We start from the raw sequence: 14,757 nt of genomic DNA, 5'->3' as shown, positions 1-14,757 counted from the left end.
CGAAGCGGGGCTTGTCCAACGTGACGATCAGGCGGAGTGGATCAATGATCCACCGCTGTGCCGGCTCCACGCGGGACGCGGACATCCTCGACCAGATGCTGGATATGCTCCGGCGGAGGCGCGGTTACGGCCGAGACCAGGATGGCGACGGCGAAGTTGACCAGCGCGCCCACGGCGCCGAAGGCGTTCGGCGAGATGCCGAGGAACCAGTCCGGTCCCATCCCCAGCTCGGGCATCAGGAACTCGGTGCCCGGGACGAAGAAGATGCCCTTGTGCTGGAACACGTAGAGCAGGGTCACGGTGATACCGGCCACCATACCCGCGATCGCACCGGAGCGGTTCATCCGCTTGGCGAAGATGCCGAGCATGAGCGCCGGGAAGATCGAGGAGGCCGCCAGACCGAAGGCGATGGCCACGGTTCCCGCCGCGAATCCGGGTGGATTGAGTCCCAGATACCCGGCGACCAGGATGGCCACGATCATCGAGAGGCGTCCCGCCGTCAGCTCAGCCTTCTCCGAGATGCCCTTGGCGATGACGCCCTTGAGCAGGTCGTGCGAGATGGCCGAGGAGATGGCGAGCAGCAGACCGGCCGCCGTGGAGAGCGCGGCGGCCAGACCGCCGGCGACCACCAGCGCGATGACCCAGGCCGGCAATCCGGCGATCTCCGGGTTGGCGAGCACCATGATGTCGTTGTCGACCTTCACCATCTCGTTGCCTTTCCAACCGTAGGACTCGGCCTTGGCGGCGAACGCCGGATCCTTGTCGTTGTAGTACTGGATGCGGCCGTCGCCGTTCTTGTCCTCGTACTGCAGCAGACCGGTCTCTTCCCACTTCTTGAACCAGCTCGGACGCTCGTCGTAGACCAGGTTGCCGGTTTCGGAGCCGATGGGGCCGGTCTGGATGGTGTCCATCAGATTCAGGCGGGCCATGGCGCCGACCGCAGGCGCGGTGGTGTAGAGGAGGGCGATGAAGACCAGCGCCCAGCCGGCCGAGTAGCGGGCGTCGCGGACCTTGGGCACGGTGAAGAAGCGGATGATGACGTGCGGAAGACCTGCGGTGCCGATCATCAGCGACAGGGTGTAGGCGAACATGTTCAGCGTGCTGCCCATCACCTGGGTCGTATATTCCTTGAACCCGAGTTCGGTGACGACCTGATCGAGCTTGCCGAGCAGCGTGAGGCCGCTGGCGCCGCCGTCCGCCATGTAGGCGCCGCCGAGACCGATCTGCGGGACCGGATTGCCGGTCAAGTTCAGCGAGATGAAGATGGCCGGGACCGTGTAGGCGAAGATGAGCACCACGTACTGGGCGATCTGGGTGTAGGTGATACCCTTCATGCCGCCGAGCACCGCGTAGACGGCGACGATGGCCATGCCGATGTAGAGGCCCATATCATAGGGAACCTCAAGGAAGCGCGAGAAGGCGACGCCGATACCCTTCATCTGGCCGATGACGTAGGTGATCGAGGCCAGGATCAGACAGATGACCGCGACGATGCGTGCCGACTGCGAGTAGTAACGGTCGCCGATGAACTCGGGCACCGTGAACTTGCCGAACTTACGCAGATACGGGGCCAGGAGCAGGGCCAGGAGCACGTAGCCGCCGGTCCAACCCATGAGGAACACGGACGCGCCGTAGCCGTTGAAGGCGATGAGACCGGCCATCGAGATGAAGGACGCTGCGGACATCCAGTCTGCCGCAGTCGCCATGCCGTTGGCGATCGGGTGAATGCCGCCGCCGGCGACGTAGAATTCGCCGGTGGTTCCGGCGCGAGCCCAGATGGCGATGCCGATGTAGAGCGCGAAGGTCGCGCCTACGACGCTGTAGGTCCAGAGATCGAGTTCAGTCATGTTTTTCGCTCCACTCAGTCTTCGCCGACGTCGAATTTCTTGTCGAGCCGGTTCATCAGACCGGCATAGACGAAGATGAGAACGACGAAGACATAGATGGATCCCTGTTGCGCAAACCAGAAACCGAGTGGATAGCCGCCGAGCTGGATGGCATTCAATGGCTCGACGAGCAGGATGCCAAAGCCGTATGAAACACTGAACCAAATAAGCAGTAGAACGACTAGAAGACGTAGATTCGCCTTCCAATACTCCGTTCTTTTGTCGCTTGTCATGATGTCACTCCGTAGATGTTTCTTGTCTAAGGAAAGGGCGGGGTGACGGGGCGAAGACCGAACCTGCGGACGCAAGCGGTCATTGAATCGACATGCAGCAGATGTGCCCCCCCATTCGTTTTTATATAGATCCGCCCATCTCTGCCAAATGATCGGATCTCGTCGCATTGTCTGGTCGGTTTCTCGGTTCTGTCAACGCGTTCGACCAAATGAATGTCTGTTCGGATGGTTGGAGATCGCGGATTCCGCGTCGCCGACTTGGGTCGCTTCCGCGCTTTAGATGGAAGGGATCTGTTGTCAAGCGGGCGCGGGTTTCTTAACCTGCAGGGTTTGAGTCCCTGCCGAGCCTTGCTCGCCGCGCCTCGGCGCCCGAGCCAAAGAGTCCTAGAGAGCACCATGCACTATCAGAGCACCCGTGGTGGGATCGATCCCATCGGTTTCGCCGACGCCGTCATGATGGGGTTGGCAACCGATGGCGGTTTGCTGGTTCCCGCCGAGATCCCCCAGGTCACGCCCGATCAGCTTCGCCGTTGGGCCGGCCTCAACTTCCAGGAACTCGCGCTGGAGGTCATGACGCCCTTCATCGGCGACGAGATCCCGCGCGAGGATCTGCGCTCCCTGATCGATCGCTCCTATGCGACCTTCTCGCATCCCGAGGTGACGCCACTGGTCGAGGTGGGCGGGAGCCGCATCCTGGAGCTCTTCCACGGCCCGACTGCGGCCTTCAAGGACGTGGCGCTACAGTTCCTGGGCAACCTCTTCGAGTATCTGCTCGCGCGCAGCGGCGGCCAGCTCAACATCGTCGGCGCCACCTCCGGCGACACGGGCTCCGCAGCCATCTACGGCGTGCGCGGCAAGGAGCGCATCCAGATCTTCATCCTGCATCCCAAGGGCCGGGTCTCGCCGATCCAGGAACGCCAGATGACCAGCGTTCTGGATGCGAACGTGCACAACATTGCCGTGCGCGGAACCTTCGACGACGCACAGAGCATCGTCAAATCGCTGTTCAACGATCTGCCCTTCAAGTCGGCCTATCACCTGGGCGCGGTCAATTCGATCAACTGGGCGCGCATCCTGGCCCAGAGCGTCTACTACTTCTACGCCTGGGCGCGTGTCAGCGGCGGCGATCCGCAGCGGCGTCTGAGCTTTTCCGTGCCCACCGGCAACTTCGGCGACGTCTTCGCCGGCTATCTGGCCAAGCGCATGGGTCTGCCGGTCGAGCGTCTGGTGGTCGCCACCAACCGCAACGATATCCTCACCCGGTTCGTGCGTACCGGCGTCTATGCCGTCGGCGACGCGGTCTACCAGACCCTGAGTCCGGCCATGGACATCCAGATCGCCTCCAATTTCGAGCGCTATCTCTATTTCCTGCTCGACGGCGACAGCGCCCAGGTGCGGGCAGCGTTCGAGTCCATGCGCGAGACCGGTCGTCTTGAGGTCGATGCGGCCCGTCACGACCAGGTCCGGGCCGACTTCGATGCCGCCTCGGCCAGCGACGAGGAGACGCTCGAACAGATCCGCTCCACCTATTCCAGCAGCGGCTACATTTTCTGCCCCCATACGGCGGTCGGCGTGCACGCGGCGCGCGGTATGCGCGATGTCGTCTGTCTCGCCACGGCCCATCCGGCCAAGTTCGCCGAGGCGGTGCAAGAGGCGATCGGTCTGGAGGCGGCCCAGCCGCCGTCACTGCAGGGGCTCATGGACAAGGAGACGCGCTGCACCGAACTGGAGGCCACGCAGGAGGCCGTCAAGGGTCATCTGCGGGCCGCGTTGGGGGACGGCGTTTGAGATGTCTGTGAGTCATCGCCGCGTCTCCATCGCTCGGGGGCGTTCGTTTCATCCTGCGGCGTGCGCGGATCGCGCGCACGCCATTCCCCTTCCTTACGCGAGATCGACCTCATGACCGACGCCAGTCGTTACGTTCGCATTCTGGATACGACGCTGCGCGACGGCGAGCAGACCCAGGGGGTGTCGTTCTCGCCTGCCGAGAAGGTCAATCTCGCCAAGGCGCTGCTGGAGCAGGTTCGGGTCGACCGCATCGAGGTGGCCTCGGCGCGCGTTTCCAGCGGCGAGGCCGCTGCCGTGTCCCAGATCGTCGCCTGGGCCGAGGACAAGGGGCTTGCCGAGCGTGTCGAGGTGCTGGGATTCGTCGATGGCGGACAGAGCGTCGACTGGATCCATGGCGCCGGCGGGCGGGTCATCAATCTGCTCGCCAAAGGTAGCGAGAAGCACTGTCACGGCCAACTCGGCAAGACGCTCGACCAGCACGTGGCCGACGTGCGCGACACCATCGCCATCGCCTTCGAGCGCGGTCTGGCGGTCAACCTCTATCTGGAGGACTGGTCGAACGGCTATCGCGACAGCCCAGGGTATGTCTTCGGTCTGGTCGAGCGTCTGGCCGATCTCGGCGTCGGGCATTTCATGCTGCCCGACACGCTCGGCGTCATGACGCCGGAACGGGTATTCGCCTCCGTATCGGACATGGTCCAGCGGTTCCCGGGGCTCCAGTTCGATTTCCATCCGCACAACGACTACGGGCTGGCCACGGCCAACGTGCTCGCCGCCGCCCAGGCCGGAGCCGCCGCCCTGCACTGCACCGTCAACTGTCTGGGCGAGCGCGCCGGCAACGCCTCGCTGGCCGAGGTCGCGGTCAACCTCCGCGATCAGCTCGGGTTCGAGGTTGGCATCGACGAGAGCCATCTGGCGCGGGTCAGCGAGCTGGTCGAGTATTTCTCGGGTAAGCGTATCGCCGACAACGCCCCCATCGTCGGCGCCGACGTCTTTACCCAGACAGCCGGCATCCATGCCGACGGCGACAAGAAGGGCAGTCTCTATCACAGCCGACTGTCGCCCGAGCGCTTCGCCCGCCGACGCAAATATGCGCTCGGCAAGCTCGCCGGCAAGGCGTCGTTGGCCAAGAATCTGGAGCGGCTGGATATCCATCTCTCGGAGGAGAACCAGCGCAAGGTCCTCAAGCGTGTCGTCGAATTGGGCGACTCCAAGAAGACCATCACCACCGAGGATCTGCCCTTCATCATCGCCGAGGTGCTGGAGAGCAAGGATTACGACCACGTCGAGCTGCTGGCCTGCAGTATTTCATCCAGCCTGGATCTGGGCTCGATGGCCACCATCAAGATGCGTCTCGAAGATCAGGTCTACACGGCGTCTGGAACCGGCAACGGGGGCTATGATGCCTTCACCAGCGCACTGGGCAAGATCCTCAAGAAACAGGGACTGAATCTGCCCGCGCTGTCCGACTTCGAGGTGCGTATCCCCAAGGGCGGTCGTACCGACGCGCTGACCGAGTGCAGCATCACCTGGCAGACCGACCGGGGCGATCTGCGCACCCGGGGCGTCCACGCCAATCAGGTCTTCGCCGCCATCGGCGCGACCGTAAGGATGCTCAACATCCTGATGCATCGGGCGCTGGCCAAGGAGAAGGCGGAGACTTCGACGCCGGAGATCGCCGAGCCGCTCTGCTGACGCGTGTTCGAGTCGTCTGGTTCGGGCGGCCCTATCCGTCTCTGTCGTTTCGCTTCGGTGGAAGCGGCGAGAGCCAGCCGATGCCGACCAGGAGTCCGCCGACGGCGAGGAAGGACACTATGCGCTCGATGGTGCCGCTGGCTGCAAGGTCGATCGCGAACAGCTTGAGGACCACGGCCGCGAACAGGAACGCGGCCGTCATCCACAGCGGACGCGATCCGCGCCACCGAGCGGCCAGCAGCAGGCCGACCCCCGTCAGTCCCCAGAGCACCGAGATCGAGGTCTGTACCAGATCCGATCGGAAGAGTGCGTGCGCGCTGTAGCCGATCCCGCCGAAATGATGCAGTGCGCGCAATAGCATGAGGTTGATCCAGAGGAAGGCCAGGCCGCCCAGCAGGCCCCAGAAGAGCCGGTCGTCGCGCCAGTGCGAGGCAATGACGCCCTGTTCCGCCAGTCCGATCCACCAACGTGCCAGGACCAGGAGCACGAGCCCCGTCATTGCATCGACCGGATTGAGCACGGGGATCCAGGGTAGGGAGCCGGTTCCGCCAGACGATTCGGCCGACCAGAGCGCCCAGAGCAACAGCCCCACCGCCAGCACGCCACCGACCAGAACCCGATAGACCAAGCGCCAGTCGCCGATCGGCCAGAAGCCTGCCTTAGATACCAGGTGCAGCCCGAGCAGCGGGACCAGCGCGATGGCCGCGACCCTCCAGCCCTCGACGGCGCCGAACTGTTCGAGCAGACGCCAGCTCGTCTCCCATTGCATCAGCGCCACCAGTAGCAGTGCGAGCGCGGCATGGCTCCAGGGCAAGAGGGCATGGCGCCCGCGTCGTTCGCTGCGCCAGAGCGTCAGATAGGCCGCTGCGAGGAAGAGCGGCCAGGCGAGCATTCCTCCCGCCTCGGCCGGATGCGATAGCCTGTCCAGGCTGACGGCGAGGGCCGCCAGCCCGATCAGCGCCCCTGCGCTCAAGGCGCGATCTAGACGTCTCCAGGACAGCAGGCTCACCAGCAGTTCGGCGGTCAGGAGCGATCCGGTGCCGTACCAGAGCCAATGTGCGGCGAAGGCATCGGCCGGGTCGATGCGGTTCAGCTCCAGCACGCCGGCGCCGAACCACCAGGCCAGGCCCCAGAGCAGAAGCCAGGGCGCGCCGCCCCATTCCCAGCGCGCCCGCTTCGTCTCGCAGCGGTCGAGCCAGTAGGCGCTGACGAGGCTCGCGATGCCGATCATGGCCGAGGCGAGATAGGCAGCATTGGCGAATGGATGCGGTGTCGCGTAGGGCAGACCGGCGATGAACGCGAGCGCGGCGCCCGCTTGGAGCAGCAGCCCGAAGGCGCGCGCCAGCGGTCGTCCCTGGCGTGCGCCGATCCAGACCAGACCCGCGCCTTCCAGCGCCCAGGCGCCGGCCGTGGTCTCGGCGGCCAGGGCGAAGGGGATGGCGATCGAGAGAAAGATGATGCCGAGCACCAGGAATGCCTGGGCGAGCAGTTCGAGCCCTTCGCTCCGCAGCCGGCGTACACCACCGGAGAGCGCCAGATAGAACAGCCCCATGGCGAGGGCGGACCAGGCGATGCCGTATTCGAAATGACGGACCAGCGCGACCTGACAGGCAAAGCTCAGGATCGGCGTGCCGAACAGCAGCGTGGCATCGACATAGCCGCGCAGACGTGGCGGCTGGCGCAGTGCGTGGAGCACCGTGATGGCGACATAGAAGAGAAAATAGAGCGCCAGAAAGGGCTCGGTGCTCGCGAAGCGATCGGGTGTGTAGCGCAGCACGCCCCAGGCGACCGCGATTGCGAAGGTGAAGGCGAATCCGAGCAGGTTCAGCGCGCGCCAACTGCGAAACCAGGCGACCGCCAGAATGGCGGCGTTGAGCAATGCGTAGTAAGCGAACAGTGCGACATGGTCGTCAGTGCCCGCGTTGCCCAGGATCGGGGCGAGGAATCCGCCGGCGAAGCCGAACCAGGCCAGCGAGGGTGCGTTTTGGATCACCGCGAGTCCGGCCGCGCCCAGACCGATCGCGGTCAGCGCGGCGAAGGCCGGTCCCGCGCCGAGCAGATGGGCGAGCTGGTGACTGCCGTGGATCGCGAGATAGAGGATGCCGATCCCCGCGCCCTGCAGCAGCAGGGCATAGTCGCGCCGACCCTTGCGCAGCCGCCAGCCGAGCCCGAGCAGGGCCGCGCCGCCCGCCGCTACCGCAGCCAGGCGCAGTTCGAGCGTGAAGCTCAGCCACTGCTGGTCGACCGCGTATTTGATGAGAAAGGCGACGCCGAAGAAGACCAGCAGGATGCCGACGCGCACGAAGAGGTTGCCGCCGAGGAACCAGTCGCGGACCAGCTGGATGAACCCGAGGATGGGGTCGGGGCGCGGCGCCGGGCGCGTAGCCTCGGGTTTCGCCACGGTCGGCTCTGGCGTCGTCTGCCAGTCGAGGTCCAGCGAGAGCGGTTCGCTGTCCGGTTCTGACGCCTGCTCGGCCGTCGTCGGCTGCGTGGGTTGCGCTGCGGCCCGATCCGTCTCGGTCTGGGTGCTTGAGGACGCGCCCGGTGCTGGCGCGTTACGCAGTCGGGCGATCTGTTCGCGCAGGTCGTCGACCGAGAGGCTCAGCGACAGCTGGCGGCCGAACAGCAATCCGATCAGTCCGTACAGCAGCGGTTCGTCGCTCCAGAGACCGAAGGCGAGCCCGGCGAGCGAGAGCACGAGCGTGAGTAGGACATCTCGGATCGGCATGGTCGTTCACCTTCGAAATAGGGGCTCACGACAGCATAGCCGCTCCCGTCGGTCTCGGGTCCATGCCCGCATCGGCCGGGCGTTTCGCTTCGGTGTCAGGCATTGCCTTTTGCTCGCGACCCGCGACAATAACCGCGCATCCCCGTCGTCAATCAGGAAATTCAGCCCATGAATCCAGAGAAGGTCGTCTTTGGTTTTTTCATCGTTCTCGCACTGACCCTCAATTTCGGCTTCTTCGTCGGGGAGCTCGACAATCCGAATCATCATCATGCCTGGGAGCTGTTCGCGGTGGTGGTCGTCAACATGGTCGCCACGGTCCTCAAGTTCGGCGATCGCAGTCAGATCGGGGCCGTACTGCTGTCCACCAGCCTGGTCGCCATGCTGCAACTGTTGGCCGCCACTCTGCTGTGGACCTTCTCGGTCTACGCGACCGATGCCGGATTGACCCCTTCGGTCATGGCCAGCGTCGTCTCGCTGTCCGGCGGCGCCATGATCGCCAACGTGGTGTCGGTCGTCTTGCTGGTGATCGAGACCGTGATGGTGCGTCGCTGAGGGCCGTCCGCGCCACACCCATGGATACCATCTTTTTCCTCGTCCTGCGGCGGATGCGCGCGCCGCTGCTGATCCTCATCGTCGTCTATGCCGTCGCCATGGCGGGCATGGCGCTCATCCCGGCCCAGGACGCCGACGGTCGTCCGACCAGCATGAGCCTGTTTCATGCCTTCTATTTCGTCAGCTACATGTCGACGACCATCGGTTTCGGCGAGCTGCCCAATGCCTTCACCGATGCCCAGCGGCTGTGGGTCTCTCTGACCGTTTTCTCCACCGTGGCGGTCTGGATCTATGCCATCGGCAACCTGATCGCGCTTCTGCAGGACACCACGTTGCAGCGGGCGATCGCCGAACGTCGATTCCGTATGCGGGTGCGTGCGCTCTCGCGCCCCTTCTATCTGGTCTGTGGTTATGGTCAGACCGGAAGCGCCTTGGTGCGCGGACTCACCGACCGCCATCTGCAGGCGGTCGTGATCGACGTCGACCCGGACCGTATCAATCTGCTTCGGCTCGACAACCAGCGCGAGTTCGTACCCGCGCTCTGTGCCGACGCCCGCAGTCCGGCGGCGCTCGAATCGGCCGGGCTGAGCCATCCGCTGTGCCGGGGTGTGGTCGCCCTGACCAACGTCAACGAGGCCAACCTCAAGATCGCCATCGCGGCCAAGCTGCTGCGGCCCAAGATCAAGGTCATCTGTCGCGCCGATTCGCACGAGATCGAGGCCAACATGGCCTCCTTCGGCACCGATCATATCTACGACCCCTTCGATGCCTTCGCGCTCTATATCGCCACCGCCATCCAGGCGCCCTGTCAGACCCTGTTGGTCGACTGGCTGTCCGGATTCGGCGGCGAGGCGCTGACGGAGCCACGCTATCCGCCCACCAAGGGGCTCTGGGTCATCTGCGGCTACGGACGCTTCGGCAAGGCCATGTACCAGCATCTCAAGGGGCAAGGGTTCGAGCTGTCGGTCATCGAGGCATCTCCGCACAAGACCGGGATCCCGCCCGAGGGTGTGGTCCATGGTCGCGGCACCGAGGCGGTCACCCTGGAGCAGGCCGAGATCCGACGCGCGGTCGGGCTGGTGGCCGGGACCGACCACGACGCCGACAATCTCTCCATCATCATGACCGCGCTCGATCTCAACCAGGATCTGTTCGTGATCGCGCGCGAGAACCATATCCAGAATCAGGAGCTGTTCGATCGTGTCGGGGCGCACGCCATCATGAACCCCAGCACCATCATCGCCAATCGTATCCGCATCCGTTTGGTCACGCCGCTGCTGGCCGAGTTCTCGACCCTGGCGCGCTTCCAGGACGAGGAATGGGCCAGTCAGTTGGTGAGTCGCATCATCGCCCTGATCGACGAACGCATGCCCTACGTTTGGGAGGTCATGGTGGACGAGGAAGGCGCCTTCGCCCTGCATGATGACGAGATGCGCCATCTGGTTGTGACGCTCGATACGCTGCTGCGCGACCCCAGGGATCGCGATCAGCGGTTGTGCGCCATTCCGCTGTTGCTGATCCGCGATGGCGAGCGCTTTTTGCTGCCCGAGCTCGGCGAGCGGCTCGAACCTGGCGACCATCTGCTCTTCTGCGGTCGCGAGGAGGCGCACCGACGCATGGACTGGGTGCTCCAGAACATCCATGCGCTACGCTATGTCGTGACTGGGGAGTCGCCTCGCGAGGGGCCTATTTGGCGCTGGATTGCGGCTTGGCAACGACTTCGATGATGGCATACTGGACAATTGTCGCTCGCCTACCATAAGGAGGAGGCACATGCATGCGGTCATGACCAATCTCGCCCAGGACCACGCGCGTCTCACGCGCGTGCTCGATCTGCTCCAGGGACTGCTCGATCGGTTCCATGAGGGCGTCGAGCCCGACTTCGAGCTGATGCAGGAAATGGTCGAGTACATCGGCACCTACGCCGACATCGTCCACCACCCGACCGAGGACATCATCTTCCGGCGCGTGCTCGAAAAGGGCGCCGGCCAGCACGACGTCTTCGATGTGCTGATGCGTCAGCATGCGGGCCTGAGCGCCGTGAGCAAACGCTTCAGCAAGTCGCTCGAAGGCATTCTCAATGAAGAGGTGCTGCTGCGCGAGGATGTCGAGGCCAACGGCCGCGAACTGGTGGCCACCATGCGCGCCCATCTCCAGCTGGAGGACGCGGAGGCATTCCCCATCGCCCTGCAGTATCTCGACGACGACGACTGGGTTGCGATCGAAGCCGAGGCACCCGTCGCCGAGGACCCCCTGTTCGGCACTCCAGACCCCGTCCGTTTCCGGGCGCTCTATCGTTGCCTCTACGAGCAGGCTCATAGCCCCGAGAGTTCCGAATGACCTTTGTGGATACGCCTGACTATCGACACGATAGCCAAGAATGCCTCGGCATTCTGCTCGTCAACCTGGGGACGCCGGACACGCCGAGCGTCCCCGACGTTCGGCGCTATCTGGCCGAATTCCTCTCCGATCCGCGTATCGTCGAGATGGCGCGCCTGCCCTGGATGCTGCTCCTGCACGGGGTGATCCTGCGCACCCGCCCCGCGCGTTCGGCCAAGGCCTACCAATCGATCTGGACCCCGGAAGGGTCGCCCTTGCTGGAGATCTCACGGCGTCAGAAGACCGCGTTGCAGGATCTGCTCTCCCAGCGGTTCGGCGGTCCGGTGCGGGTCGCCCTGGCCATGCGCTATGGCAGCCCCTCGGTCGCCGATGGCCTGGGCGAGCTCAAGGCCGCCAATGCGCGGCGGGTGCTGGTGTTTCCGCTCTATCCGCAGTATTCGGCCACCACCGTCGGTTCGGTCTTCGACGCCGTTACCGAGGAGCTGCGGCGTTGGCGTTGGCTGCCGGAGCTGCGCTTCATCAACCAGTACCACGACGAGTCGGGCTACATCGCCGCCGTCGCCGCCAGCATCCGCGCCCACTGGGCCGAACACGGCCAGGCCGAGCGGCTGCTCTTCTCCTTCCACGGCATCCCCAAGGAGTATTTCGAGAAGGGCGACCCCTACTACTGCCAGTGCCAGAAGACCGCGCGCCTGATCGCCGCCGAACTCGACCTGCCGCCGGAGCGTTGGCTGCTCTCATTCCAGTCGCGCCTCGGCAAGAGCGAATGGCTCCAGCCCTACACCGACGCCACACTGGAGGCGTTGGGTGCGCAGGGCATCAAATCGATCCAGGTCCTCTCGCCCGGATTCTCGGTCGACTGTTTGGAAACGCTCGAAGAGATGTCGATCGAAAACCGCCACCTTTTCCTCGAAGCTGGCGGCGAGTCCTACAGCTACATCCCCTGCCTCAACGACAACCCCGACCACATGCAGATGCTGGCCGACCTCATCCTCCGCCATTGCAGCGGCTGGCCAGAGGTCCAAGGCTCAGCGATCGACGCCGCCGGTCTCGCCGAACGCGCCGACCGGGCACGCCACATGGGCGCCAAAGCCTGACCCAAAACAGGCGTTTCCCATCGGGAAACGCCTGCCATCACCCTCACCATCCCTTCAGCCGTAGGGCGGAATAGCGCAGCGTATTCCGCCGAATGGAAGTGGCTACCCAGCAGTGGAATACACCTACTACTCCACCCTGCACGGGCTATTCGGCGCGTTTAGCCAAAAATCCCGAGCTGTCGCCCATGTGGAATTTAATCACTCCTTCGATGGTCTGCTCGTCTTTCAATTTGATCCAGCCGGAGCCTGATGCAGCATCGGATTCGTCGCTTCCGCTCCATGTGAACTCAAATCTCTCCGTTTCATCACTTCTGATGATCTTGCCATCAATGTCACCGAAAACCAGTCCGAACTGAAATTCGCCCGTCCCGCTCTTGCCGATTGTGATATAGGCGCGGACTTCCATGTTGAAGTAATCATCGTCCCAGATTTCCATTTCATCGATGTACCAAGTGCCAGTGTATTTCATCGCCCCTTGCTAGCCTTAAAAAGTTGTCATTTTGGTTTTTGATTTATGAATCGTGCAAAATAAATCCGTCCCCTTTTCCGTCCCCTTTTCCGCACGGGCGAAGGGTTTTTATCGATGAATGCGGTCGCTTAGATAATGCAGACCCAGCAGAGTAGTTACTAGCAAGTTGCTGGTGCTAAAAAGATAAGAAAAAATAAATACGTCTCGAGTTAGCCATTGCCATGCGCTCGGAATGATTGCTCGAAAGTTTTCTGCTAGAAGTTCCGCTCCTGCGCCAAGAAAATAGAGTCCGAAGGAGAGGAATGCGAGATAACCAAACATCATAGATAAGAAGCGCCTGCGGGTTAGTGGAACTGGCGTCACTGGTCCATTATGTCTTTCTCGCAAAACGAAGGGCTCTCCTTGCATTGGAAGGTCCATGCCTTCCCTATCAAAGGTTGCCACTGCAGCGAGTGCTGCAATGTAGAAACCGACCAAGATCTGTAACAAGCCGGTGAATATAGAGATAAGTCCTTTTTCTCCGAACAATGGGACTTCGTAAGGCAATGCCTTCAGAGCGGCAATTTCGATTATTGCGATAAGCAGTGGAACTAGCCAATCTAGCCACTTCTTGGCCGAATGCTCGATTCGGAGATATCGCGCTGGCGTGAACAGTTGGGGGATTACCGCCCAGAAAGACACGTTAAGCCCTCGATCGTGATAGTCCTTCTAGCATCTGCGCTTCAAGGGAGGGGACAATATCCTCGTGGCATTGCGCGAGAGACTCGTTTGTCATTATTTGTAGGGATTTGCCTATAAGCGAATCGGCTATATCTGTTCTGTTCATTCCCATTGCGCCGGTTTTTTGGCGGCCTCCTTGGTTTTTGTAGCGTATCTTGAGTTCATCATATCCTTCATCGCTGTAGCGATGCATAAGCTCATTGATTCTATCAAGAATATTAGCTTGATTTCTCGCCTGGAGAACGAGTATTTGCTTAGATTCCTCAATTGATGGGCATTCGTCTATGCCGTGGCCTCTGGGGAAATGTTTGTAGAACTCAATGAAGGTTATAGTGCTTCCGCTTCGCACCTCTTCGGCCAATGTGGTGTCAGCTAGTAAGTGTAGCTCAGTGACAGGGTGATATCTTCTGTAGCGTCGGCCTTCGGTTTCGTCTGGCCATTCCCAAGAGGTGGCGATCGTCTTAAACTCTGATCGTAAAAAAGGCTGCAAAGTGCTTCGGCCAATGCCTGGAACCTCTTCCAAGAGCAGAATGTACTGGGGGAAATCTGACTGATCCACTCTGGGGGAAGTCGATAAAACTGCGTGAGCTGATACCGCTACTCCCTCGCCATCCAAGAGCGGGTCATGTCGAACAACGCCCGAATCCAGTTTAGCGATGCTAGGCGCCGACATATTCGCGTTGATGTATTGGATGAGAAAGACAAGCGCCTGCTTATCTGGATGTTCCTTAATTTTGGTGACACGAATCGCTGAGCTTCCGTTATCGAGTGTTTTCGCCGCTTCGCCAGCTTGCACTCGAGTCTCCCAGCTGGGAATCAAGTCGCTAATCTGAATTGGTGGCGCGTGCTCTGGGTTTGTCCGAAGATGGAGTTCATTGAATTGAATCCAACGCTTATCTTTAGCCAGCATCAATGACTCCCTTGAGATTTTTGGTCCTGAAGAAGGATGTCTTAGTCCTATTGCATCAGTGAGTGCTGATGCGTAATCCTCGGCCAGCCCTAAACATCCCCCGCCCGCCAGATTACCTGTCCGATCACACGCGCAAGATCGGGGCCAGGTCTTGTATTCAAGCAGGCTTGCTATTATGGCGGAATCTGGCGCTTTCCAAGTTCGGTAGACAGAAACGGCACTAGCGATCGGATTCGCTGGGTCCATTAAGCGCACACAGCTTAATCCTAAATGTCAAGTCCCCGAAGATTGTATACGCGTTTTTTGAATAGTTCGGGGCGTTTCTCAGCCCAGTCCTTG

General features: G+C 62.0%; 12 protein-coding genes. 6 read left to right on the top strand and 6 right to left on the bottom strand.

The annotated features are described in order from the left end of the window. Window positions 1-41 precede the first annotated feature (41 nt). Both ACFSJC_RS19825 and ACFSJC_RS19820 read right to left on the bottom strand, forming a co-directional pair. Window positions 42-1,847: a sodium:solute symporter family protein gene (locus ACFSJC_RS19825; protein WP_386029039.1), complete on the bottom strand. Its 1,806-nt coding sequence runs from the start codon at window positions 1,845-1,847 to the stop codon at window positions 42-44. A 14-nt stretch (window positions 1,848-1,861) separates the two neighbouring features. Then, window positions 1,862-2,119 carry a DUF4212 domain-containing protein gene (locus ACFSJC_RS19820; RefSeq protein WP_386029037.1) on the bottom strand — a complete coding sequence of 86 codons (258 nt, stop codon included), beginning with the start codon at window positions 2,117-2,119 and terminating at the stop codon, window positions 1,862-1,864. Between the two features lie 396 nt (window positions 2,120-2,515). On the opposite strand from ACFSJC_RS19820, the gene thrC reads away from it, so the two are divergent. Then, window positions 2,516-3,907, top strand: a complete 1,392-nt coding sequence (thrC, locus tag ACFSJC_RS19815) for a threonine synthase (protein WP_386029035.1) — start codon at window positions 2,516-2,518, stop codon at window positions 3,905-3,907. Window positions 3,908-4,018: 111 nt separating this feature from the next. After that, window positions 4,019-5,602 carry an alpha-isopropylmalate synthase regulatory domain-containing protein gene (locus ACFSJC_RS19810; RefSeq protein WP_386029033.1) on the top strand — a complete coding sequence of 528 codons (1,584 nt, stop codon included), beginning with the start codon at window positions 4,019-4,021 and terminating at the stop codon, window positions 5,600-5,602. 31 nt (window positions 5,603-5,633) lie between these two features. Here the strand turns inward: ACFSJC_RS19810 and ACFSJC_RS19805 are convergent, their stop codons facing one another. Beyond that, complete coding sequence (locus ACFSJC_RS19805) at window positions 5,634-8,330, bottom strand: DUF2339 domain-containing protein (protein WP_386029031.1); 2,697 nt, start codon at window positions 8,328-8,330, stop codon at window positions 5,634-5,636. Window positions 8,331-8,498: 168 nt separating this feature from the next. On the opposite strand from ACFSJC_RS19805, the gene ACFSJC_RS19800 reads away from it, so the two are divergent. Genes ACFSJC_RS19800 through hemH form a run of 4 tightly spaced genes read left to right on the top strand, consistent with a single transcriptional unit; the run spans window position 8,499 to window position 12,319 of the window. After that, window positions 8,499-8,882, top strand: a complete 384-nt coding sequence (locus ACFSJC_RS19800) for a DUF6394 family protein (protein ID WP_007042097.1) — start codon at window positions 8,499-8,501, stop codon at window positions 8,880-8,882. A gap of 20 nt (window positions 8,883-8,902) precedes the next feature. Next, a complete protein-coding gene (locus ACFSJC_RS19795; protein WP_386029029.1) occupies window positions 8,903-10,609 on the top strand; it encodes a potassium channel family protein in 1,707 nt (568 codons plus the stop codon). A gap of 46 nt (window positions 10,610-10,655) precedes the next feature. Continuing rightward, window positions 10,656-11,222 carry a hemerythrin domain-containing protein gene (locus ACFSJC_RS19790; RefSeq protein WP_386029027.1) on the top strand — a complete coding sequence of 189 codons (567 nt, stop codon included), beginning with the start codon at window positions 10,656-10,658 and terminating at the stop codon, window positions 11,220-11,222. Next, window positions 11,219-12,319: a ferrochelatase gene (hemH, locus tag ACFSJC_RS19785; RefSeq protein ID WP_386029025.1), complete on the top strand. Its 1,101-nt coding sequence runs from the start codon at window positions 11,219-11,221 to the stop codon at window positions 12,317-12,319. Before ACFSJC_RS19790 ends, hemH begins: the two co-directional genes overlap by 4 nt. A gap of 145 nt (window positions 12,320-12,464) precedes the next feature. Here the strand turns inward: hemH and ACFSJC_RS19780 are convergent, their stop codons facing one another. From ACFSJC_RS19780 to ACFSJC_RS19770, 3 genes are all read right to left on the bottom strand, one after another. Next, entirely contained in the window at window positions 12,465-12,788 is a 324-nt protein-coding gene (locus ACFSJC_RS19780) for a hypothetical protein (protein ID WP_386029023.1), read from the bottom strand. A gap of 108 nt (window positions 12,789-12,896) precedes the next feature. Next, entirely contained in the window at window positions 12,897-13,469 is a 573-nt protein-coding gene (locus tag ACFSJC_RS19775) for a hypothetical protein (RefSeq protein ID WP_386029021.1), read from the bottom strand. 1 nt (window position 13,470) lies between these two features. Beyond that, window positions 13,471-14,418: a hypothetical protein gene (locus tag ACFSJC_RS19770; protein ID WP_386029019.1), complete on the bottom strand. Its 948-nt coding sequence runs from the start codon at window positions 14,416-14,418 to the stop codon at window positions 13,471-13,473. Between the last annotated feature and the right edge of the window lie 339 nt (window positions 14,419-14,757).

This window comes from Thiorhodococcus fuscus (assembly GCF_042682685.1).
Classification (GTDB): domain Bacteria; phylum Pseudomonadota; class Gammaproteobacteria; order Chromatiales; family Chromatiaceae; genus Imhoffiella; species Imhoffiella fuscus.
This window is presented reverse-complemented; position numbering and strand designations above follow the sequence as displayed.